19 protein-coding genes are annotated in these 24083 nt (G+C 57.9%); 7 read left to right on the top strand and 12 right to left on the bottom strand.

Features of this window, described 5'->3' with window-relative positions; genetic code table 11:
- Positions 1-72: 72 nt before the first annotated feature.
- From hppD to ACID345_RS10270, 8 genes are all read right to left on the bottom strand, one after another.
- Entirely contained in the window at positions 73-1158 is a 1086-nt protein-coding gene (hppD, locus tag ACID345_RS10305; RefSeq protein ID WP_011522806.1) for a 4-hydroxyphenylpyruvate dioxygenase, read from the bottom strand.
- Between the two features lie 134 nt (positions 1159-1292).
- A complete protein-coding gene (locus ACID345_RS10300) occupies positions 1293-4166 on the bottom strand; it encodes a PilX N-terminal domain-containing pilus assembly protein (protein WP_011522805.1) in 2874 nt (957 codons plus the stop codon).
- A gap of 16 nt (positions 4167-4182) precedes the next feature.
- A complete protein-coding gene (locus ACID345_RS10295; RefSeq protein WP_011522804.1) occupies positions 4183-5376 on the bottom strand; it encodes a PilW family protein in 1194 nt (397 codons plus the stop codon).
- Between the two features lie 12 nt (positions 5377-5388).
- A complete protein-coding gene (locus ACID345_RS10290) occupies positions 5389-5952 on the bottom strand; it encodes a hypothetical protein (protein WP_011522803.1) in 564 nt (187 codons plus the stop codon).
- 11 nt (positions 5953-5963) lie between these two features.
- The gene (locus ACID345_RS10285) at positions 5964-6632 is read right to left on the bottom strand and encodes a pilus assembly FimT family protein (RefSeq protein WP_011522802.1); all 669 of its coding nucleotides are present in this window, start codon (positions 6630-6632) and stop codon (positions 5964-5966) included.
- Positions 6633-7097: 465 nt separating this feature from the next.
- A complete protein-coding gene (locus tag ACID345_RS10280; RefSeq protein WP_148210073.1) occupies positions 7098-7487 on the bottom strand; it encodes a type IV pilin protein in 390 nt (129 codons plus the stop codon).
- On the bottom strand, positions 7487-7948 hold the full coding sequence (locus ACID345_RS10275; RefSeq protein WP_041855598.1) for a type II secretion system protein: 462 nt from the start codon (positions 7946-7948) through the stop codon (positions 7487-7489). Before ACID345_RS10275 ends, ACID345_RS10280 begins: the two co-directional genes overlap by 1 nt.
- A gap of 56 nt (positions 7949-8004) precedes the next feature.
- The gene (locus ACID345_RS10270) at positions 8005-10299 is read right to left on the bottom strand and encodes a cohesin domain-containing protein (protein ID WP_011522799.1); all 2295 of its coding nucleotides are present in this window, start codon (positions 10297-10299) and stop codon (positions 8005-8007) included.
- A 248-nt stretch (positions 10300-10547) separates the two neighbouring features.
- Here ACID345_RS10270 and smpB point away from each other — a divergent pair, with 248 nt between their 5' ends.
- Positions 10548-11075, top strand: a complete 528-nt coding sequence (gene smpB, locus ACID345_RS10265) for an SsrA-binding protein SmpB (RefSeq protein WP_011522798.1) — start codon at positions 10548-10550, stop codon at positions 11073-11075.
- A gap of 182 nt (positions 11076-11257) precedes the next feature.
- On the opposite strand, the gene pnp is transcribed toward smpB, so the two are convergent.
- Together pnp and rpsO are read right to left on the bottom strand one after the other, a co-directional pair.
- The gene (gene pnp / locus ACID345_RS10260; RefSeq protein ID WP_011522797.1) at positions 11258-13705 is read right to left on the bottom strand and encodes a polyribonucleotide nucleotidyltransferase; all 2448 of its coding nucleotides are present in this window, start codon (positions 13703-13705) and stop codon (positions 11258-11260) included.
- Positions 13706-13881: 176 nt separating this feature from the next.
- Positions 13882-14148: a 30S ribosomal protein S15 gene (gene rpsO / locus ACID345_RS10255; protein ID WP_011522796.1), complete on the bottom strand. Its 267-nt coding sequence runs from the start codon at positions 14146-14148 to the stop codon at positions 13882-13884.
- Between the two features lie 100 nt (positions 14149-14248).
- Between rpsO and xth the strand changes: the two genes are divergently transcribed.
- Positions 14249-15031: an exodeoxyribonuclease III gene (gene xth / locus ACID345_RS10250; RefSeq protein WP_011522795.1), complete on the top strand. Its 783-nt coding sequence runs from the start codon at positions 14249-14251 to the stop codon at positions 15029-15031.
- Positions 15032-15128: 97 nt separating this feature from the next.
- Here xth and ACID345_RS10245 read toward each other — a convergent pair whose 3' ends face one another.
- A complete protein-coding gene (locus ACID345_RS10245) occupies positions 15129-15641 on the bottom strand; it encodes a cupin domain-containing protein (RefSeq protein WP_041855597.1) in 513 nt (170 codons plus the stop codon).
- A 489-nt stretch (positions 15642-16130) separates the two neighbouring features.
- On the bottom strand, positions 16131-18380 hold the full coding sequence (locus ACID345_RS10240; RefSeq protein ID WP_011522793.1) for a TonB-dependent receptor: 2250 nt from the start codon (positions 18378-18380) through the stop codon (positions 16131-16133).
- A gap of 492 nt (positions 18381-18872) precedes the next feature.
- Here ACID345_RS10240 and nagZ point away from each other — a divergent pair, with 492 nt between their 5' ends.
- From nagZ to tadA, 5 genes are all read left to right on the top strand, one after another.
- The gene (gene nagZ / locus ACID345_RS10230; protein WP_011522792.1) at positions 18873-19991 is read left to right on the top strand and encodes a beta-N-acetylhexosaminidase; all 1119 of its coding nucleotides are present in this window, start codon (positions 18873-18875) and stop codon (positions 19989-19991) included.
- A 14-nt stretch (positions 19992-20005) separates the two neighbouring features.
- A complete protein-coding gene (locus tag ACID345_RS10225; protein ID WP_049762067.1) occupies positions 20006-21130 on the top strand; it encodes an anhydro-N-acetylmuramic acid kinase in 1125 nt (374 codons plus the stop codon).
- A complete protein-coding gene (locus ACID345_RS10220) occupies positions 21123-22640 on the top strand; it encodes an ABC transporter substrate-binding protein (RefSeq protein ID WP_011522790.1) in 1518 nt (505 codons plus the stop codon). The genes ACID345_RS10225 and ACID345_RS10220 overlap by 8 nt, the downstream gene beginning before the upstream one ends.
- Positions 22641-22761: 121 nt before the next feature.
- A complete protein-coding gene (locus tag ACID345_RS10215) occupies positions 22762-23583 on the top strand; it encodes a TIGR00282 family metallophosphoesterase (protein ID WP_011522789.1) in 822 nt (273 codons plus the stop codon).
- Between the two features lie 4 nt (positions 23584-23587).
- Positions 23588-24046, top strand: coding sequence for a tRNA adenosine(34) deaminase TadA (gene tadA / locus ACID345_RS10210; protein ID WP_011522788.1), 459 nt, complete (start codon positions 23588-23590; stop codon positions 24044-24046).
- Positions 24047-24083: the final 37 nt, after the last annotated feature.

Here is a 24083-nt window from a genome sequence, read left to right as displayed (position 1 = left end):
GGAAGTGTGTAGGTATTTTGTCCGAAAAGATGCGGGCCGGAAAGGCCCGCGTGACCTTCGTAATCTAATCAGTTACAGGTTGCCGCGCCGTGCCTGTTCCAATTCCAATGCCTCGAACAGTGCTTTAAAGTTGCCTTTGCCGAAACCGCGGCTTCCCTTGCGCTGAATAATCTCAAAAAACACCGTGGGACGGTCCTCCACCGGCTTGCTGAAGATCTGCAGCAGGTAGCCTTCATCGTCCTTGTCGATCAGGATACCGAGCTGCTTGATCTTCTCAATCGGCTCGTCAATCGGCCCGACGCGTTCCTGCACAATGTCGTAATACGAGTCTGGGACGCGCAGGAACTCGATACCGTTCTTCTGGAGCTTGCTGACGGTCTCAATGACGTCGGTTACGCGCAGCGCGATGTGCTGTACCCCGGGGCTGCCATACGCTTCGAGGTACTCGTCAATCTGGCTCTTGCGCTTACCCGGTGCGGGCTCATTGATCGGAAACTTCACGAAGTACGAATCGTCCGACATCACGATGGACATCAGCGCCGAGTACTCGGTCGAGATGTCCTTGTCGTCGAAGCTGATGAAGCGATGGAAGCCGAATACATCGTGGTAGAAATCGGCCCAGGCATTCATCTTGCCGAGTTCGACGTTCCCGACCATGTGGTCCACCAGCAGGATGCCGGTCTCTTCGCCGGGGACAATCGCCGATTGAAATCCCGGCAGAAATGGACCGCCATAATTCTTGTAGGAAATAAACGAGTGGATGGTTTCGCCGTAGGTGTGCACCGCAGCCCAACGAACGGTACCGTAATTGTCGATCACATCTTTAGGCTCGAAGACAGCCTTTGCGCCGCGCTTCACGGCTTCTTCGAAGGCGAAATCGGCGTCTTCCACGTGCAGAGCGATGTCTTTCACGCCGTCGCCATGCCGACGAACGTGGTCGGCCGCAGGATGCTCCGGGTTTATCGCCGTTGTCAGGACGAAGTTGCACTTGTTCTGCTGGAGGACGTACGAGGCGACGTCGCGTGAGCCGGTCTCAAGACCGCGATACGCAAGCTGGTTGAATCCGAAGCCTTTGCGATAATAGTAGGCCGCCTGCTTGGCGTTCCCTACCCAAAATTCAACGTGATGGATCTTCTTGAGCTTAAGAGGATTTTGCATCCCAAACACTCCCACACTTTCCTCCATTGTAACTTGGAGGCAGGAATCCAGCGCACCTGCCCGCGGCTCCCCGGCCGCTCAAAAAACTGGCCAGGCGCGAAGCCTGGCCAATAACTGGAGCCGGTTGGGACCGGTTATGGATTCAAATTCTGCTGGAATCCAAGGTCCACAACATCCTTGAATTCAGGTGTGCCCGGAGGCAGCAACGAAGGCGTGAGGAAATTCGGATCAAAGCTGTACTTACGAGTTGGGGGGCTGTACACCGTGGTGCAGCACTTGAATGCGCCAGTGCCGTAACGCGAGTAGTACAAGCTCACCATCGAACCTTCGTAATACAGACTGGCAGAACCCCAGTTCTCGATGTAGCGCAGGAAGTTATGCACTCCACCATCGGTACCGTAGTCATTTCCCCAACCCGAAGGCTGCTTAAACGACAGCGTCTTACCACTCGCGATAGCCAGGCGGTAATAGGTCGTGGAAGCGGTGTCAGGTGCAAACGGCGTCAAGAGTGAACCACTGTCGTTGAACGAACGGGACAATAACGTCACGGTATCTGCGATAACCGATGCCGCGGAGTCTACTCCGGTGTTCGGCAACCCGGAACCATTGCTGGCGTTGTAATTGCCCACCACATAGACGGGTTGTTCGCTGGCGACGGTGAATCCGGGCATGGGCAGGTTATTCAGTGTTCCGTTGACCAATCGCAGCGCATGGCGCGGTGCAAGCACCACGTTCCAGGCACCTAAAGTAGCGCAGTTGATACGTTGCGATACTCCGGGATTACCAGTTGTGGTCTGTCCGAGGCCGAAAGCCGCGCCGATGAACTTGGGTGGCGTAACCAGGGTGCCGGTGGGTGCACCTGCTCCGCCGATTTCGACTGGGTAGGTCCCCTGGTAAACATCTTCCTCTGCCGAGAGGACGCCATCGCCGATACCAGTACTCACGTTCGCACTGGGAGTGGGTGACGACGTCACAGTAATCGAGTTCGTCGAGTTGGTGGTATCGAGATAGTCGTAACCACCGTCAAAGGACCCGCCACGGCGATCGGAGAAATATACGATGTAGCCGTTAAAGGTGGTTTTGTCGACTGAAGTACCCGTGGTGCCAATGGTTCCACCTAGCCACCGCTTCAAGTTGCCGACGTTCAGTTCCACTAGATTCATCAGGCCGTTCAGCGCGCAGCTTCCCGCCGCTTTGCCGGTCGTTACGTCGCGCAACTCGCCCTCGCGCGGATCATACATGTTGATCGGGACCACCTGGAACCCCTTGATATCAACTGCGGAGTATGTCGGGCTGATGGTTCCGCGTGTACCCGAGATGATCTGCTGCAAGTGGAGGATCGCATTTGGCTCGATGGTGTTCGGAGTGGGTGTTTCGCTATCAGGGAACGTGTTGTACTGACGTGTCCATCCGAAGCTGAGCCACTCCTTGGTCACCGGGAAATACCCGCTGCCCGCCGTGCTGGTAGCTTCCACGCGAATCCATCCGCTCAGCAACGGCCATTCGGTTTCGCCAGCGGTCGCCTTTGCGGCGAGGTAGGTCCCCGTGGCAAAAGGACTTCCGGCAACCGAGCTATAAACCGTTTTGCCGCCACTGCCTCCGTCTCCAGCATCCGGAACTGCGCCCGCCAGGTACTTATAAGGGTCAACTGCATTGCCGCCTGGCGTAGCGGGTTGCGTGTCGTTAATGACGCGAAGATCCGGAACCATATAATTTGGATCCCTACCGGTCGTGAGGAAATTGTTGGCATTCGTACCGGTCGCCCAGTATGGATATGCAGGAGATCCGCCCCAACCGCTAGTGCTGATCTTGCCTCCGGAAAGCACGGACGCCAACGGAATATTGTTGGGATCCGCCGGTCCCGCAGCGCTCAAATTAAACGGGTTGTCGTCGAGCAAAATACGGATACTGGCTTCGTTATACAAACGCGATTGTGAAACCGAGTCGCTGTCACCCGCCTGTGCTCGCCGAATGATTTCAATTGGCGAAACGCCGTTGCCCACGAACGGCAGCGACAATTTCGTGGCGCCGGTCTGTCCGTTGAGAATCATTCCCTGGTAGAGAACGTTGCCGCCGGAGATCGGCCCAGTGGTTCCGCTCCAACTTGCAGTGGTTGCCCATGCGGCGTTATAGCTCGAGGTCGAATCGCAATTCGGCGCTGAGTTCAAGCCCGACGGACAATAGTTGCCATATTTCACACTGCCTTCCGTAAAGGCCATGGCACGGCAGAACGAACCCCCTGGAGCAGCCGGCGTTCCGCAGCCGCCGGGCTGGGTTGGCAGGTTCACAGACCCGCCGTATGCCCCCGCGGTTGCGTCGAAAGTGTTGGCAAGTTTTGCCCGGATCACGTTGCCATAAGCAGTGATCTTGTCGAAGAACGTCAGGTTATTGCCGGATGCCAGCCAGAGATTTCCATTCGTATGGACGCGTCCACCAAACTGGAAGACAGGCCCCGGGAAGTAGCTGAGATCGGCATCGGAGAACACTCCGAATTGGAACACCGGAATCAGCGCAACTTCCACTTTGCGGAACATGCGCGCCTGTGTCCCTTCCGGACGGCTTGCCGTCAGCGAAAGGCTGATCGGGATGATCTGAGCGATCAGACCGGCATTGGGTCCGGATGCCACGGTGGAGCTGTAAGACACTGGATAACCCGAACCGTTGTTAGGCGCCGTCACCAAGTACGCATTGGCCACGTTCGGATCCGTGTACGTGATTCCCTGGATGTTCGGCTGTTTCGAAGTCAGTGCCGAGAGGTCCGACAGCGATGGCGTCTGCTTTGACTGATACAGATCAGCCAAATCCGCCATCATCTTTTCCATGCCTGCTTCACCACCGTAGTACGCAAGCGTGGTTTCCGAGTCGGAGCCGGCAACCTGCCGTTGGCTCATCGCCAAATACATCACCGAGACGGCAAGTCCCGTCACCAGCAAAAGCAGCAGCAAGGTGAGGATCAGCGCAAATCCCTGCTCAGCGCGCTTTGTTTTGATCGGATGGAAGTTCTTCATTTCTTTTTCCTTCCCCTTAGCAACTGCCTTGCGGCGTCGAAGAATACGAGTCGAAATAACTGAGGTTCCTTGGCGAAACTGTGGTGGTCATCGGAATCTGCTGGATGGCCTGGCCGGGAATAGCTGTCGTGTTGAGTGTGCTCGCCGCAAAAATGCTGGCATTGATCGTCTTGATCAAGCCGATTTGGTTCGTTGTCGGATTGCGTTGGTTGGCGGACTGTGAACCGCCACAGACAGAATCGAACATGTTGTAGCTGAAGGTCAGATTGGAAATCTGTTCTGCCACTGGAACCGGGGGATTGGTATTGGAATCGCCGTTCACCATCCGGTACAGGCGCGTCGGATTTCCAGTTGTTCCCACCGCCTGCGCCAAAGGATCTGTGGCTACGTAGTAAGTCACGATGTACAGACGCTTCACGTTTGTTGACTGCAGGGGGCCTGCTCCGTTGTTGTAAGCTTGGATACCTGAACTGAATCCGAGGACATTGGGCACCGATCCGCCTGTCCCGAACGCCTGATTCAACTTCATCGGATCACTTGCAGCGAGCACAACATTGCCCGAGGTTACGCTCGTGACTTCTCCTACGGCCTGGCCGGTGGAGTTCGAGACCAGCAGGATGTCCCCAACCTTCAAACCCCACTTGGTATCGTTTGGCGCCGGAGTAGTCGAACCGTTGAAGTAAAGCGTCGTTGTACTGCCAGACACCGACGCCTGCGTCAATGGGAATGCGTCAAACCCACATTGCGTAGAAACCCCGCAAGTGTTGTTGGAAAAATTTGGAGAGCTGTCAACATAAGCCATTGCCATCTGGTCAGTTGCGTTTCCGTTGATCGTCGGGCCGGCCTGATACATCGGCGTGATGCCGGACATGGTCGCGGCGCCCGAGATAACCGGGAACGATGGCGCAGTCGTCGGGCAGCTATATGCCCAGGACGCGGCGGCGCTTCCAGTAGCGCAGCTAAAGAGCGCGGCCGTCGGCACTGGAATTCCGCCGATTGGTAGCCCATACCCGGCAAAGTTCAGGTCCTGCGAGATCGTATTCATCGCAGCCCGAGCATTGCCTTGGACGACAGTTCGCTGCGTGAGGTAGGTCGTACTGTCTACTGCCTGTTTGTAGACAGCGACTGCTGCACCGGTAACCAGCAATCCAAGGCTGATTGCCACCAGCAGTTCGACCAACGTGAAACCTTTTGCGCCGCGCATTTTCATGACAATTCTCCGCTACTTGTATTGCGAGATTAGGCTGCGGATCGTGTACGTCCGCGTCAGTCCATTCACACCCCAGGGATAGGTGACGTCCACCTGGATCTGCCGCAGCGTCGATGAGATATCTCCGCTCGCATCCGTGTAGGGCGTAATCGTGACCGTCCGGGTAAATTCATTCAGGGTTCGGATCTGGCCGTTTGCCATCGCGGCGGTCTCAATCCCCGCAGCCGCATCATCCGCTGTCCCCATGATGCCGTCGGCCCCAGCACCGTACATCGGTTGCGAGCCAGTCATGAACACGCCGCAAATCACGCTCGTACCGCTTGTGGTGCAGGTGCCGACGGGATTAACCGAATCCCATCCCAACTCCGAAGTGTTGCGGGCGCCATATATGCTCTCCATAATCTGGCGGCCCTTCTGTTTCGCGATTGTGTCTTCGTCGGTTGCGCGAAGCGTCGAGACCCCGTAACTGATCATCGGCAATACACCGATGAGTAACCCAGTTGTCAGAACGATGCCCGCGATCATCACTTCTAGCAGGCTCATACCCGATTGGTTTCGCTTTCGGAGAATCTTCATGTCCGCCCCCTTTACCACTGCTTCCACCGCAGACCAGAAGAGGTCTGGCTGAGCTTCCAACCACTAATACGGCCAGTAGGCCCAAAGATTGTCATAGCGCGCATCGAGTTGAGACGCGAAGTCGTATTCGGATCCGCTGCCGTGGTCGGCGCAACATAGATCAAGCCGCTGCTGTACTGGTTGTTCGAGTCACGCGCGCTGCCATCGGGATAGAAACAGACCGATGTTGTGTCGAGCGTCGAAGTGAAGTTCACCCCAGCGGTCTTGCCTGCGCCGAGACCATCGGGCGCCGTCGTAGCGGAATTCGGTGCTCCCGTAACGAATAGAAAGTCGTAAAAGCCATCAATTTTGTCGGGAGGATTCGCGGTAGCCGGCGAGTCGGGCCACTGGCTCGTCGCTGCCGTACAACCGCCGCTGGAGTTGGTGGCTGGGGTCACCGTGACCGTGATCGACGCTGGCGAAGCGCCGTACGCGACCTTAAATACGCGCCGTCGATCGATGGCCAACTGACGCGCTGAGCGGGTCACTCCCAGCATGTCTTGCAACGCGCGCTCACCGCGCTGGTTTTTGATCGCTTCCCGCGTCGACATGAACACGATGCTTCCCGCGATGAGTGTGATCGCAACCACGATGGCCAACTCGAGCATACTGAATCCGCGCTCGCCTCGTCTCACGTGCATACCGTCACCTACGCTTCCCAAAAAGCTGATCTTGCCAGGCCGACAAACATGGCCCTTCTGACTGTTTATTAATACCTTCGGACAAGGGGAGTTTGTCCGTCGTCAATGGCCTCCCACACAAGGTGCCGCATGCGCTACGCCCTAGCGGGGGTATCGGCTGCGGGCCAGCACGGCGCGACCTATTCGCTGCCCATCTGGCTGCCATTGCCATGCTTTCCAGGCACGGAAAGCAAAGAGCGATGTGTGCATCTCTCGATTGCGTACGGCTCTCGATTGACGCCGGCCAAGCTGTTCCTTCGGAACGCTGGACTCTGATCGTCGAACGATTGTTCGTAACGCAGCCCAGCCAAGCCGGGCACTCGTTGAAGATTGCGTTGCTGAATATATCACCAGCAACTCTGGCTGGAGCAACAAAAATCCGCCTATGAGGCGGATTTAGCGATTACTTAAGTGAATACCGGAGGGTTACCAACTGCTGTAGGTGGACCCGTCTGAGGCCGTAGCGTTCGACGTGCTGTGGACGTCCACAATGCCCGGCTCCTGTTGATCCACGGACATGAGGCTGTCTTCCTGGACCGTTTGCCACTCAGTCCCGTTCGTCATTGGGTCTTTCGGAATCGACTTCAAATACCCGGCGGAGACGAGGTCATCCAGAGACTGGGGCGCTTTCTGCTTGTCCAGCGTGTATTGGTCAATCACCGACCGCATCGTGAACAAGTCATCCTTCAGAACGCTCTCACGTGCGCGGATGATCGAATTCCGGTAGTTGGGAATGGCAATCCCGAGCAGGATGACGATGATGCTCATCACGATCATCAACTCGATCAGGGTGAATCCGCGTTGTCGTCGTCTCATTACCATTCCGCGTATTTCGTCCCGTCCAGGGCCACTCCCGTCGATTTCGTGTACACATCGAAAATATTCTGCCCGCCCCACGACGTTGAATCCGGATCGTCCTGAAGCGAGCGGAAACCCCACTCGGTGCTGTTGGTCATCGGGTCGATCGGGATGTGTCGCAGGAACTTGAGCTTCTTGCCGTTTGCGTCCACACCTTTAACCAGCGACTCAAGATCCGATGGATAACCTTCCGAACCAAGCTTGACCTGGAATGCTCCCCGATCCGCCGCGTCTTTATAACGATCGATCGCGTCCCGAATCTCCCAAAGGTCGTACCGCAACTCCCGTTCTTTCTGACGCTTGATCACGTTGCGCGCTACGGGTATGGCGGCGCCAGCCAGAATCGCGATCACCGCGATTGCCACGATGAGCTCGACCATCGTGAACCCGCGGCCCCGAGTTGTACGAAATATTCTCAAAACGAACCGTGCGCCCTACTTCCTATAGACGTCCATGTTCGACCACTCGTCAGCAATTAGTGCACGGTAATCATTGCCTGCGAACCGGTCGCCGGAATCTTTTGTTGCGCTGTATCCCGCAAAACCGCCTGGTGAATACTCAATTGCGACGCCCCGGGAGCCTTCGCCATAAAGGTCAGCGTGAACACCTGCCCTTCCCCGGACACTCCGGCGGCGCCCGGTGGTCTCGTCGCCGTCACCTGTACCTGGCCCGTAATCGGATCGTCACGGTGTACTAGCGCCACCACCTGCCCATCGCGACTGAGGAAATTGCCGTTGGAAACATTCACCAGCGACAGCGTCTTCGGATCGTACCCAATCTGCACTGGAACCGAATACACGTTCTGTCCTCCGGCGATTGCGACATTCACAGCTACTGTCGAGCCGACCGGAACATCCACCGTCGCGGGGTCGAAGCTCAGCACCGCGCCATTCGGCGCTCCCTGTGCAGGATCATTCTTCGACTGCGGCACTCCGTGCGGCTGCCCGGCTGGTTGGCTCTGCGCAGGCGCCGCGGCAGCCGGCTGCACCGGAATCCGGGTCAATTGGATCGCGGAACCTGTTCCCACATCCACAGCCCGCGTATTGGACCGATTCACGTCGTAGCCACGCACGATGTGCGGAATCACCACGAACACTACTTCGGAATCGCTCTTCGTCTTGTTGTCCGTGCTGAAGAAGTAGCGCAACAGTGGAATCTGTGAGAGGTAGGGCAATCCAGCAATCGTTTTATCGTCTTCACTCTGGAGGATGCCGCCCAGCAGGTTGATCTCGCCATCCTTCAGGCGAATCTCGTGCTCGATCTTGCGCTGTCCAATTGTCGGCTGTTGAATGCCGCCGATGTTCTGGTATCCCGTAACCGATGAGACATCGAGGACCAGCTTCATCGAGACTTCATTATTGGCGTGAATGCGCGGCGTGATGTCGATGTTGACGCCCACGTCAATGTAGTTGAACTGCGTGTTCACCAGCGGGTTGATACCCACACCGCCGATGCCAGGCTGGAATGAACCAGTCGCCACCGGAATTCGATCGCCGATCTTCAGCGTCGCCTTCTGTCCGTCCACCGCGCGAATGCTCGGATTCTGAATGAGCTTCGTATCGGCATCACTAAAGAGGAAATTCGCCGTTGCCGTCGGAACGGTGAGAATAAAATTCGTGGCATTGAGGTGGGCGAGATCGTTGAGGCTGATCCCGCCGTTACTGTTGTCGGTACCAGTTCCCGTGCCGTTTCCGTTTCCGTTGCCGTTATTGTTATTGTTGTTGTTATTGTTATTGTTGTTACTGCTTAGGTTTGAGGCCATCGACACCGAAATACTGGACGGTGGCTGGATGCCAAGGTTCCGCATCTTGGTCTTCGAAACCTGCATCACCGCCACTTCCACAACAACTTCCGGCCGCGCCTTATCAATATCGTCAATCAGCTTCTGAACCAGGGCGACCTGGTCGGGAGTGCCGCGCACCACGATCGCGCCCTGCGTCGGCAACTGCTGCACGCGATTCACTTCCACGATCGTACGGATCGTGTTCACCAGGTCCTGTAACTCCGTCGGCTGCGAAAGATTGGAAAGATAAAAAGTGCGGACTACGTTCTGCTCTAATTCCTTCCGCTTCGCCGGAGTATCAGCCGCGATGAAAATTGTGTTCGGGGTAATGGGCCGCCAAAATGTCTTCGATTCCAATGCAACAATACCGAGCGCATCCTGTAGCGTCACGCCATTCAACTGGATCGTGACGCGACGCGACGTGTAATCGGGATCGAAAAGGACGTTGATGCCAGCGAGTTTGCAGATCGACTCGTAAACGATCTTGGAGTCTTCCGACAGGCGCAGAGTAATCGGAACATTCGAGATCGGCGCCAGGTCCACTGGCCCAGCAGCCTGCTGAATGCGATTTGTGAGGACGTCCCCGGTATTGAGCGATTGCGGCGCGGGATGCTCCGCCTCCTCGATCATCTGCTGCGTTCGCCGCACTTCCTGCACGGCAATAAAGCTCGACGGATCAATGGCGGCTGCCTTCTGGAACTCGGCGAGTGCATCCTGCATTTTTCCGGCGTCGCGAAGAATCTGCCCGCGGTGTACGTGCGAAGAAGCCGCCAGGAACTTAGCGCGTTCCGCGTTGGCCCGCAGGCGAACGTCCTTCGGATGAAGTTTGTAGGCCTCGTTGTAGTACTCGTACGCCGCCTCGTAGTCTTGCCGCGCCTCAGCGTCCTTCCCTTTGTCGTATAAAGAAGGAGCCTTGTCGCCAATGACGGGGAGTGCTGCCAGGACAACCACAAATAGCAGCGCTGCTACCCCTTTGAGCCGTTTCATTGCAATCCTTTTCGTGGAGGGTTCGGACGCACCGTCTTGTTGGCCTTGAGCCACAGCTTGCCGTCCGAAGGAGCCGTTCTGCAATCGATTATCGTTCAAATAGCCCTACCCAGTGGCGAGTGACCCGCGGTTCCGCGCGAAGCTGCCAGTATATCATCGCTGTTCTGCCGTCCTAAGCTAAACCTTTTCTTTGTGCTAGCATACAGGTGGTCGCCTTCGCCTCAATCGGGTGAAGGCATTAAATTTTCATGACTCGCAATCCCCAACCCGATCGCAGTAAAACGGCGCCGAAAAATGCCAAGCGCGATCCCGTCGCCTCGGGTGAACGCGACGCCTCTGTCAACCGCGCCGCCTCGCACAACTACTTCCTGCTCGACAAGTACGAAGCCGGCGTAGCCCTGCGCGGAACCGAGGTCAAGTCCATCCGTGACGGCCGTGCCAATCTAAAGGACGCCTACGGCCTGGTGAAGGAAAACGAACTTTGGCTCATCAACGCCCATATCGGGCCATACGATGCCGCTAGCTACAACAACCATGCACCGCTGCGCACCCGGAAACTCCTGGTAAAAAAGCGCGAGATCCTGAAACTGCTTGCAGCCTCCCAACAAAAGGGCCACACCCTCATCCCCACCCGGATGTACTTCAAGAACGGCAGGGTGAAGGTCGAACTCGCCGTCGCCAAAGGCAAACAGCTTTGGGATAAGCGCGAAACCGACCGCCGCAAGACCGCCGATCGCGATGCGCGCGAAGCCATCGCCCGCAGCCGCAAGAGCTAGAGCGCTCTTAACCTATCGCAGTTCTCTTCTCACTCTTGCAACGCTGAGTTAGACGGTAAACGTAAACATTCGTTGCCAACTTTCCGAAGTTCCTCGCTCGATGGCGCACACTCGCACTCCCAGAAAAGCAAAAGCCACGCCCGAAGACGTGGCTTTCAACTTCTGTTTTGCTATGGGAAAAACTAACCGCGGCCTCTTCCACCACCACCGCCGCCGCGACCGCCGTGACCACCACGTCCACCGCCGCCACCACCACCCGGACGCCGTCCACGACCACCACGACCGGCGCCGCCTCCACCACCATGCGGACGCGGTCCACGATCAGGACGATCTCCGCCGCTGTGCGGTTGCGTTGCGCCGTGGCTACCTGGTGCGTCATCGCGATTGAAGTTCGGCTCGCCCTCTTCGACTTCAGGTTCGTCGCCGCCTTCATAACCGCCTTCGAAGGTCACGCCGCCCGGTGCGCCGTGCTCACTGTGCTCCACCTCGGGAGCCGGACCACCGTCGCCACCGCCTTCTGTTGCCATCTTCGCGCGCTGCTCTTTCAGCACCGCCTTGCGCGACAGCTTAATGCGATTGCCGTCCACTGCGAGAACTTTCACCAGGACCTGATCGCCCTCGTGCAGCTCGTCCTTTACATCCTTAATGCGATGCTCAGCGACTTCGCTGATGTGCAGTAGGCCATCGGTACCCGGCAGGATCTCGACGAACGCTCCGAAGTCTGCGAGCCGCGTCACGGTTCCGAGGTAGGTCTTCCCTACTTCGGCCGTGGCGGTAATGTCGCCGATCATCTTGAGCGCCTTCTTGGCTGCTTCCTGATCGCTCGACGCCACGTTCACCTTGCCGCTGTCCTCGACATCGATCTTCACGCCGGTCGCTTCCACGATCCCGCGGATGACCTTGCCACCCGGCCCAATCAGGTCGCGAATCTTATCGGTCGGAATTTGCAACGTGTAGAAGCGCGGTGCGAACTCGCTCAGTTCAGTACGCGGAGACTGGATCACTTCATTCATCTTGTCGAGAATGAAGAGACGTCCGCGACGGGCCTGCTCAAGCGCCTCGCGCATGATCTGCGCCGTAATGCCGCCGATCTTGATATCCATTTGCAGAGCGGTAATGCCCTGCGTCGTGCCGGCGACCTTGAAATCCATATCGCCGTAGTGGTCTTCGGCGCCAGCGATGTCGGTCAGGATGGCGTAATCATCGCCTTCCTTCACCAGGCCCATTGCGATACCCGCAACCGGAGCCTTCAACGGAACGCCCGCATCCATCAAGCTCAGCGAACCGCCGCAGATGGAAGCCATCGACGACGAACCGTTGGACTCGAGAATGTCGGAAACCACACGCATCGCGTAAGGCCACTTGTCTTCACTCGGAAGAACGGCGCTCAACGCGCGCTCTGCCAATGCTCCGTGACCGATCTCACGACGGCCTGCGCCGCGCAGGAAGGCCACTTCACCCACCGAGAACGGCGGGAAGTTGTAATGCAACATGAAGCGCTTCTTGGCTTCGCCTTCGAAACCTTCCATGCGCTGCATGTCATCGCCAGTGCCCAGCGTGGTCGTAACCAGTGCCTGCGTCTCGCCGCGGGTGAAGACCGCCGACCCGTGCGTACGTGGCAGAACATCCACTTCAATCCAAATCTGCCGGATCTGGTCGAACGCACGCCCATCCGGACGCCGCTTTTCTTTCGTTACCTGCTGGCGGAAGATGTCTTCGCGCAGCAGCTCGTAATACTTGCCGAGCTTCTTCAGCGCAGCATCGTCGTCTGCCGGAATCTCTTCCTTCAGCTTCGACTTGATTTCCTTCACCTTGGCGTAGCTCTCGCTCTTCGGATACTTCTCCGTGTTGAGCGCATCCGCCAGGTCCGCACCGATCTTCTTGCGCAAACCATCCAGGTAGGGCTGGTCGAGTTCGACCGGAGCCACTGTGCGCTTCGTCTTGCCGACTTCCTTCGCCAGCTTGCTGATCACCGCACAGATTTTCTTGATCTCGCCATGCCCGAATTCAATCGCGCTGACGACTTCTTCTTCTGTCGCCTCGTGCGCACCAGATTCGATCATCACGATGCCTTCGGCGGTGCCGACGACCATGATGTTCAGCTTCGACGCACGCATTTCGTCGTACGTCGGATTCACAATGTTCTGCCCTTCGATCAGTCCCACACGCACGGCGCCGATCGGTCCGTTGAACGGGATGTCCGACACAGCCAGTGCCGCCGACGCGCCGTTGATGCCGCACACGTCCGGATCGTTCTCCGAATCCGCAGACAGCACCATGGCGATAACTTGGGTTTCACAACGGAAGCCTTCAGGGAACAGTGGGCGGATGGGGCGATCAATCTGGCGGCTGGTGAGGATTTCTTTTTCGCTCGGCCGGCCTTCGCGCTTGATAAAGCCGCCGGGGAAACGTCCGCCGGCATAGGTGTATTCGCGGTAGTCCACGGTCAGCGGGAAAAAGTCGATTCCCTCGCGCGGGTCGGCATTGGCGCAGGCAGTAGCGAGCACCACACTTTGTCCGCTCCGGACAATCGCCGATCCATGTGCCTGCTTCGCTAATTTTCCGGTTTCAAAACTTAAGGACTTGCCGCCGGTAAACTCAACCGTGGCTACTTTTGGTTCAGGCTTCATTCTTTCCTTCTCTCTTCAGGAGACACCGTCCTGCCGGCAGAAGAGGATTCTGCGGGTCAGGAAAACGGTTGGCAGTTGAATAGCCCAACAGCAACGCCCGCTCTCAGACACACGGGTCACAGAGCGGGTGATTTGGTTCGAACGCGTACGGATTGCTGATCAGCTCTTGGCAAGCGTTACTTGCGGATGCCGAGTTTCTGAATCACAGACTTGTAACGCTCGGTATCGTACTTCTTGAGGTAGTCGAGCAAGCTGCGACGCTTGCTGACCATCATCAAAAGACCGCGGCGCGAAGCGTGATCCTTCTTGTGCGCTTTGAAGTGGTCCGTCAGCTCGGTGATCCGCGTGCTCAAAATCGCGATCTGGACCTCGGGGCTGCCGGTGTCGTTCGCGTGCGTCTTGTACTGCTCGATAATATTGGTTTTATGCTCTCGGGCTAACACTGAAACGGGTGTGCTCCTGCTCTATGCAATAACGTTTCGATTCACGTCCCTATTAAGGTACCACAATCGCGGAATTAGCGTAAAGGAAAGGGGTTACACGATGTCGTATGATGCCAACGTGCTTATCGCTTCCTGGAACGTGAACTCCATCCGCGCCCGCCTCGGCATCGTGAGCGACTGGATCGCCAAGAACCATCCCGACGTCCTGCTCATGCAGGAACTCAAAGCCACCGAGTTCCCTGCCGAAGCCTTTCATGCGCTCGGCTACCAGGCCGCCGCCGTCACCCAGAAGGCCTACAACGGTGTCGCCGTGCTCTCGCGCCTGCCGGTCGAAACCGTGCGCACCGCCCTGCGTGGCGACGAAGCCGATAGCCACGCCCGCTATCTCGAAACCCGCATTGACGGCCTGCGCGTGGTCAACATCTACGCGCCGAACGGCAATCCCATCGGCACCGAGAAGTTCAGCTACAAGCTCGCGTGGTTAGATCGCTTAATCCAGGAAATGCAAAGCTGGCTCAAAGACGACATCCCGACGGTCGTTGCCGGCGACTACAACATCATTCCGGAAGATATCGACTGCCACAAACCATCCTCGTGGATTCGCGATGCCCTCTTCCAGCCCGAGCCTCGCGAACGCTATCGCGCTCTCCTCGCCATGGGCTACACCGACGCCTTCCGCACGCTGCATCCCGGGGAAACCGGTCAGTTCACCTTCTGGGATTACTTCCGCAAAGCCTTCGAAACCAACCGCGGTATCCGCATCGACCACTTCCTGCTCTCACCGTCACTGAAACCTCGCCTGGCGAAGTGCCACATCGACACTGAACCCCGCAAACTTGAAAAGCCGTCCGATCACACCCCAATTGTTCTAGAGCTCCATTGAGCCCTGTCATCCTGAGCGAAGCGTGCGAAGCACGCGGAGTCGAAGGACCCCTATCGATACACGAACGCGAAAATTCGCTCAGCGAAAAGACAGGCGATTATGTTCGGGTAAGCGCCTCGATCATATCTTTCACAGATCCCCATCCGCGCACCAACTCATCTCGCTTCCCACTCTCATAATCCGCATACTCAAATCCCGGACTTACCGTGCACCCCATCAAAGCCACACTTCCGCCGGCGATTAATCGACATCCCTGCCACACGCCGCGCGGCACGATGACTTGCGGTTGCATCCCGGCATCAAGGTCCGTTCCAATCACCACCCGACGCGTCGATCCATCCGGCCACAACTGCAACATCTCCACAGGATCGCCAAGATAGAAATGAAAAATCTCGTCCGACTTCACCCGATGCATTTCAGAAAACTCGCCCGGCTCCAACAAGTAATAAATCGCGGTGCAAACACGCCGAGCCCCGCCATATTCGTCACCCAGCGCTTCACGCGCAATCACCTGCTCCGCACGATAGGTCTCCGAAAAATATCCGCCTTCGATTGCTAATGGCTTCAGGCCCAGCAGTTCCTTAACGCGCTCCGCGGTCATCTTTGTCATGCCCCCATTGTGACCCACCACACGCACCCGCGTGCGCCCCATCACAGCCCCTTCCCTCCACACTCGATACTCTGCGCATGTGGGACATTCCCAGCAGCGACAACTAGCTCTTTGAAAAGCCAGCGGCCAGCCCGCACAGTCACCTCAACCTCCACAGCAGCCTCTTGTCATTCAGAGGAGGGCGGAGCCCGACGAAGAATCCGCTGTTTTCTCGACCCCCAAAAATTGCTCTGAAACGTGCAAAAAAACGCGCTCAACTCGCAAAATTTCGCGTCCCCGCAGCGTTTTCTACGAGATTTTCCGCCCATTTTCCCCGCTTTCCTTCGTGTCCCCCTCGTGACCTCCGTGTTTAAAGATGTGGATTTTAGGGACCTAACTCCTACGCCGAGAGGAATTTACCTCTAACTATCTTTAGAAAGAGGAATTTGCGAAGATTGTATAGCCTAAGTTGCTGAAAACAATAGAGGGTGGGGGAGGGGGTACCCCCGGTCAGAACTTAAATCGATACTTCACTTCCCCCGTCACCTGCAGCGGCTCCGACCAATGCGTCCCGCCGAAGGTGTTGGCGGCGTCAATCAGGAACCGGTGATCCGCCACATTGATGAACGAAGCTCCGATACTCCATCGCTCCCCGATCGACTTCGTCACTGCCAGGTCCACGGTATTGTTCGACCCAAGATGCTGCGGCCCATCCTCATAAAGGAATCCGGACCCGAATGCGAAATTCGCAGATACCCAAGTCCGCCACGGCAAGTTCACCGTCATCCCGGTCGCAATCGTCGTGCGCTGATCGTGGTCGAGGAAAAAACTTCCCTCCTCCGGCGGTGAGAAATCGGTGAGGCCACCCGTTATCCCGCCCGATCCTTCCGCCCACTGACGGGAGAACACCAGGTGCCACTGCGCGCGGCCGAATACAGTCGGCGAGTTCACTGTAACTTCCGTTCCATGGATGTGCGCCCGTGCGATCGTCAGCGGGAAAAAAATGTTCGAGTTCCCCAGCACATCGTGGTCGAAGAAATTCCTCGCTTTGGTTTGGAAGTAGCTGACATCGCCGCGCCATTTGCGAAACGGCACGGAGACGCCCGCTTCCCACTGCTCGTCACGCTCGCCCTTCAACGGCAGGAAGCCAAAGCCCTGCTGGTTCGCAAGTTCGAGAATCGGCCCTCCGACCGTCGCCAGCGGTGGAGGCTGATAGTAGCGCCCGTAGAACCCGTGCAGCACCCATTGCAAGTGCGGCAGCCTGATCTGCGCCCCCACTCGCGGATCGACCGAAGACTCGCTGATCTCGCCATCGAAGTGCGTGAAGCGCAGCCCGCCATTCACGCGCAGCCACGGCAGCGGATTGTAAGTGTCTTCGGCGAACACCGCTTCCACGCCGCCCCACGGCGTCACGCGATCATTCACCGCGGTTGGCGATGGCGGATCCGCATCCGGTCCGCACGTCTCGGCTGTCAGTCCGCTCTCGCTGCACGTTACGCCGAAGAATGCGTTGTCGTGCTGCGCATACATCTGCGTGCCAAGCCGCAGCGTGTTCTTAGCCTTCACCAGCGTCGCCGCTGCAAACACGCCCGCGTACTGCGAGGTGCGGTCCTGAACAGGAATCACCGGATCATCCGCCGCGCTGCCATCGTAAGCAGCGTGATTCAAGTGATAGAACGGGGCCAAGGTGAAGACCGTATTCGACGCCGTCGTATGCACCCACGCGCCGTTCAGGAACACATCGTGTTCGCGCTCGGTGTCCGCCACCCCGGCTGCCTGCTGCTCCGGAGTATTCGGCACCTGGTAAAAATCGTTGCGCGCGGAACTCACTACGCGAAATTGATCGTGGTTTCCTTTGTTCCAGATCAGCGAAAGAAACCCACTCACGCCGCTGTTCATGTCGTGCAGCACTTCCGGCGTCGGTGTCTCCAGTCCAACGTCGGTGCGATTGCCACTCAAGCTCGCATACCACGCGAAAGTCTGTGTGTGATCGCCCGCATTGATTTGACTGTTGGTCTGGTTGTAGCTGCCGTAGTTGAGGATCAGTTCACCCTCGCGATTGCGCTCGAAGCCGCTATGCGTCACCGCGTTGAACACACCGTAAGCGCGATCCCCGAACTCCGCCGAGTAGTCGCCGCGTTGCACCTCGAGATAATCGATGTCCTTGGGATCGATCTGCGGTCCGACATTGCTCGCGATGTTCGTATTCGGCACCGGAATGCCGTCGATCATCCAGCTAACCTGGTGTCCGCCGCGCACATGCAACTGGTCGTGGACCATGTAGGCGCCCGGCACGAAGTTGGTGATCATCGCAAGACTGTTCGTGCGTGTTGCGCCGGGGGTGCGCGCGATATCGCGACTGCTCACCATTCCCGTTGCCGGCTGCACGTCGAGCCCTTCCCCGCTGTCGGTGACCTCAACGGTTTGGCTTTGCGTTGCCACCGCGAGTTGGAAGTGCAGCACCGGCGCGGCGCTCGCCGTCACCTGCACGCTCTGTACAGCGGCGCGAAAATTTGTTGCGACAACGGTAATCTCATATTCGCCGGCAGGCACGGCCGCGAAAGCGAATTCGCCGGCGCTGTTCGTCGTTGTGGTCTGTCGGTAGTCCGATCCGCGTGCCGTCAGCGTGATTGTCGCGCTGTCCAGCGGACGATGCTGCGGATCGTGCACGATTCCGCGCACCGATCCCACGACCGAAGCAAAACTCTGAATTGCTGCCAATACGAATATCAGCGCCGCAATCATGCGGTACTTGAACATCTTTCCTCCCCGGTAACTTGTCTCGGTTAACTAGACAAGTTCAGCGGGAGGAGCGCGTCCTGTGGATTCGATGGCGATCTGCGTCGGAGAAGTGGACGCTACCATTCTTGCGAAGGAGGTTGCGTGGGGCAGAATGGCGAATTGGAACTGCACTGGCGAAGCTGGCGCGGTGGGCGCCAGCATGGCACCAGTACGATTCGGACACACAGAGGTAAGTGTGTGCTCGGAACCGGTAGGTTCAGATTCCGCGCAATGATGTTCGCCGTGCGCGCGACAACACGCGTGCGATGCTGCTGCGTTCGCACCCGTCATTGCGGGAGCGAACCACGTTGCAACGATCGCGAGCACTACGAAAACAGCCGTTCTCTTCATTGCGTTCCGGTGAAATACGCTGGTTCCCCACGAACCAGCGCACCTGTTGTATACCACAGCCCTGCCACGAAGTTGTTCAACACATGTCAACAGATGCCGTAAACTGCTGACGGGAAAACCATGGCTTCTACTCGGCTCCAGGAACTCCAGCAGCAAGTCGGCCAGCTAATGATCGTCGGCTTCGACGGCACCGAGATGTCTGCGCGCGTACGCACGCTTCTCGCTACGATCCAGCCGGCGGGTACCATCTTCTTCAAGCGCAACGTAGCGACTGCCGAGCAGACATGGAAGCTCAACTACGAGGCGCAGGCGGCCGTTTCCACACCGCTCTTCCGTTGCGTTGACCTCGAAGGCGGCACCGTCGATCGCCTTCGAGACGCAGTCGCTCCTGCGCCGTCGCTCTCTAATGTGGCGGCGACCGGATCAAAAAAAGTCATGCGTCGCTTTGCTCGGACGCTCGCAGCAGAAGCTCGCGCTCTCGGATTCAACACTGACTTCGCTCCGGTCTTCGACCTGCGCACAGTCGAATCAGTCAAGGTTCTCGCCGGCCGAACGATCGCAGCCGATCCCAAGCACATCATCGAACTCGCCAGGGAGTTCTTGAAGGGCTTCAAAGACGAAAACGTTCTCGGTTGCGGCAAGCATTTTCCCGGCCTCGGCGCGGGTGCTGTCGATTCCCACTACGAGCTGCCAACCATTAGCAAGCCCTGGAAGGCGTTATGGGAAGAGGACCTGCTTCCCTATCGCAAGCTTAAAGACGAGATCGCCTTTGCGATGGTCGCGCACTGCGTTTACCCGAACGCTACGAAAGAAAAGGCCCCCGCTTCCATCTCCCGTTTCTGGATGACAGACATCCTGCGCAAGAAGATCGGATTTAAGCACCTCATCTGTTCCGACGACATGGAGATGAAAGGTGTTCAAAAAGCGGTTTCGATCGAAGAAGCCTGCATCCAGGCAGTCCGCGGCGGCGCCGATCTTTTTCTCGTCTGCAACAACGAATCGCTTGTGTGGCGTTGCTTTCACGCTGTGCTGCGTGAAGCCGAACGCGACAAATCCTTTGCGAAACAAATCGCAGCCGCGTCTCGCCGCGTGTTCGAGTTCAAGAAACGTTCGCGGGCCGTGCGAGCCAAGTTCAACCCTGCGCCGACTCTCCGCACCGTAGACAAGCTTCGTCGCACGATCTGGGAACTCACCGAAGAAGTTCGCTACAGCAGCCCCAATCCGGAGCGGGCCCTTTGATCGTCGCCGGAATTATGAGTGGCACTAGCGCTGACGGTATTAACGTTGCACTCGTGCAGTGCGTCGGTCGCGGCCTCAAGACGCGCGTCAAACTCATCGCGCACGAAGAGTACCCGTATCCATCTGTGGTTCGCCATGCCGTCCTCGCGATGATGAACGCCGCCGCCGCTTCTGTCGCCGACCTCGCGCGATTGAATTTCGTCCTCGGCGAACTTTACGCTGACGCGGTGCTCGCAACCCTCAAGAAACATAACTCCCGTTGCGACCTGATCGGCTGCCACGGACAGACCCTCTACCACCAGGGCGAGGCAAAGTCATTCCTCGGCCGGAAGGTCGCCGTCACATGGCAAACCGGTGAATCAGCAATTCTTGCGGCTCGCACCGGCGTTCCCGTCGTCAGCGACTTCCGCCCCGCCGACATGGCCGCCGGCGGCAAGGGTGCACCACTCGTTCCGTACCTCGACATCCTGCTCTTCGGCCGTCCTCGCCTCGGCCGCATCGTGCAGAACATCGGCGGCATCGGCAACATGACAGCGATCCCCGCTGGTGCCAAGCATTCGCAGGTCGTCGCCTTCGACACCGGTCCCGGCAACATGGTCATCGACGCCGTGATGCAGCAGCTCTACTCACGTCCGTACGACAAAGATGGCGCCATCGCCGCCGAAGGCACGCCTGATCTCGAAGTCGCCCGTGCCGTGCTGCGCCGTCCGTTCTTCCGCCGCAAGCCGCCGAAGACCGCAGGCCGCGAAGAGTTCGGCCGTGAGTTCGTCGCGCATTTCATCGAACTCTGCGGCAGCATCCCGAAGCAGGACATCGTTGCCACTGCAACCGTCGTCACCGCTATGTCGATCCGCCGCGCGATTGAGAACTTTCTCGATAAGCCGCACACCTATCGCGAGATCCTCGTCAGCGGCGGCGGCGCGAAGAACCCCACGCTCCTGCGTATGCTCGGCGAAGAACTCGAAAATTTGAAGGTCAAAGTTCGCACTACCGCCGAATTCGGTATGCCCATCGAAGCCAAGGAAGCTGTGGCCTTCGCCGTGATGGCCTATCAAACCTGGCGACGCCAGCCATCGAACGTACCCAGCGCCACCGGCGCATCTCGTCCGGCGATCCTCGGCAAGATCACCTATGCGTAAGCTGCTCTTCGCGCTGGTTGCTATGCTGCTGTTTTCTCTTTCCTGTGCGCTCAGCAAGCCCGACCCCAACACGCTAGTGATGATCATCGAGAGCAGCCCAACGAATCTCGATCCCCGCATCGGCCTCGACGCGCAATCCGAACGCGTCGACGAACTTCTTTTCGACGCCCTCGTCCGTCGCGACGAACACTTCAACCTCCAACCCTCTCTCGCCGAACGATGGGAAATCCCAGACCCGCTGACGTACATCTTTCATCTGCGACACGATGTCCGCTTCCACAACGGTCAATTGCTCACTTCACGGGATGTGAAGTGGACTCTCGACTCTCTCATTTCCGGCAAGCTCATCAGCCCCAAGGCCAGCACGTACAACAGCATCTCGTCCGTCGAAGCGCCTGATGACTGGACCGTCATCCTTCATCTCAAGCAAGCATATTCGTCCTTGCTTTGGAACCTGAGCGACGGCGCCTTCGGGGTCGTCCCCAACGGCAGCACCGGCAGCTTCTCGCAACAGCCGATTGGTTCTGGTCCGTTCAAGTTCGTCTCAGCGCGCCAGGACCGCGATCTGGTGATCGAGCGCAACGATCAGTACTGGGGCGAGAAACCTCACCTGCAGCGCGTGCGCTTCATCGTGGTGCCCGACGAAACCACGCAGGCCCTCGAACTCCGTAAAGGCAGCGCCGATGCTGTGATCAACGCTCTGAAAGCCGACACCGTTCGCGTGCTCCAGAACGAAAAGAGCATCCAGATCGACGTCTCACCGGGCAGCAACTACGCCTACCTCGCCTTCAACATGCGCGACCCGATCCTCAAAGACGTGCGCGTGCGGCAGGCAATCGCATATGCCATTGATCGCCAGGAGATCATCCACTATCTGATGAACGACATGGCGAAGCCTGCGAACAGCGTGCTTCCGCCGCAAAGCTGGGCCAGCAATCCGGGCGCGAAGGGTTATCCCCATGATCCTGACGCGGCCAATCGCCTGCTGGATAGCGCTGGCTATATGAAGAAAAACGGCAACCGTTTTCAATTGGCGATGAAAACATCCACCGATGGCGCCACTCGTGTGCTCGCCGCCGCGTTGCAACAACAGATGCGAGCGATCGGCATTGATCTGCAGATCCGCACCTTTGAGTTCGCCACTTTCTATTCCGACGTAACCAAGGGCGCCTATCAGATCCACTCGTTGCGATGGATCGGCGGTAATCAAGACCCCGACATCTTCGAGAGCATCTTCGCCACCGATAGTTTCGCGCCGAAGCGCCAGAACCGCACCTTCTACTCCAATCCTCGCGTGGACGAACTCATCAAGATCGGTCGCAGCACGGTGAAGCAAGAGGATCGCAAGCGCGCCTATTTCGAACTGCAAGAGATCGTGAATCGCGATGTCCCTTACGTGAACCTCTGGTACTTCGACAACGTCCTCGTCCATACAGTTCGAGTGCGCAACCTGCATGTCTCTGCGGCCGGCAATTACGATTTTCTGCTGACGGCCGAACTCGCAAATTAGTCGCCTTTCTCCTGAGCGGAGCACTCAAAGCGCGCGCAGTTGAAGAATCCCTATCGGCACGAAGGACGCATAGTCGCGTGTTAGGCTAATAGTTTGTCGAATCCCCCAGGAGCCTCGCTGAGTGCGGATCCTTTTCGTCGGTGACATCTTTGGACGCCCCGGTCGCAGCATTGTAGAAGAGCGCATCCCCGCGCTCATCCGCGAGCGCAACATTGATCTCGCCATCGCCAACGCTGAGAACGCCGCCGGCGGATTCGGCCTCACGCCGTCGATCGCCGAAGAACTCTTCGCGCTTGGTTTCGACGCCCTTACCACGGGCAACCACGTGTGGGACAAAAAAGAGATCATCGAGTACTTCAACAACGCCGCGAAGAATCCGGGCAGTCTCGCGCACAAGATCGTGCGTCCCGCGAACTATCCGAATGGCACTCCCGGCTGGGGATTCTACGAGGGCCACACCGCCGGGGGCCGGGAATTCAGCGGCGTCCCCTTCGCCGTAATCAACCTGCAAGGCCGCGTCTTCATGGCCAACAACGACGACCCCTTCCGCAAGGCTGATGAAATCCTTGAGAAGATCAAAGCGAAAGTAGTCATCGTTGACATCCACGCTGAAGCGACCTCTGAGAAGGTCGCGCTCGCCTGGTATCTGGAAGGCCGTGTCACCGCGGTCCTCGGCACGCACACCCACGTTCCGACTGCGGATGAACGCGTTCTTCCCGGCGGCACCGCGGCACAAACCGACGTCGGCATGAGCGGTCCTTACGCGAGCGTCATCGGCGTGCAAAAAGAGTTGATCGTGCAGCGCTTCCTCAGCAACATGCCGAGCCGCTTCGAGGCCGCTACTGACGACGTCCGCCTTTGCGGCTGCATCATCGAATGCGACGATCAGACTGGCCGCGCCAAAGACATCGAGCGCATCATGATCCACGAAGTCGAAGCATAGTCCCATGTCCGACGAACTCTTCATGGAAGAAGCGCTGCGCGAGGCCGCCCGCGCGCAAGCCAGCGGTGAAGTTCCGATCGGCGCCGTTGTCGTGTACCAGGACAAGATCATAGGTCGCGGTTGGAACCGTCCGGCATTTGAATGCGACCCAACAGCACACGCCGAAATCATCGCCATCCGTGAGGCCGGACGCGAACTCGGCAACTATCGCCTCACCGATTGCGAACTGTTCGTCACGCTCGAGCCCTGTGCGATGTGTGCCGGCGCGATCACTCACGCGCGCATCCGCCGTCTCATCTATGCAGCCGACGATCCCAAAGCTGGCGCGGTAAAGTCAGCGCTGCAAGTTCTGAACCATCCGGCGTTGAACCATCAGGTGGAAATTACGAGTGGAGTGCTGGCAGGGAGGGCCATGGAGATGCTGCAGGCCTTCTTCCGAGACAAGCGCGCACGCCAGACCTGACGATTCACTTCATCTTTTGCTAGACTAGAGAAACGGC

Origin of the sequence: Candidatus Koribacter versatilis Ellin345, assembly GCF_000014005.1 — a bacterium.
Classification (GTDB): domain Bacteria; phylum Acidobacteriota; class Terriglobia; order Terriglobales; family Acidobacteriaceae; genus Korobacter; species Korobacter versatilis_A.
Note: the sequence above shows the minus strand (reverse complement) of the source record. Positions and strands in the feature narration are given on the sequence as shown.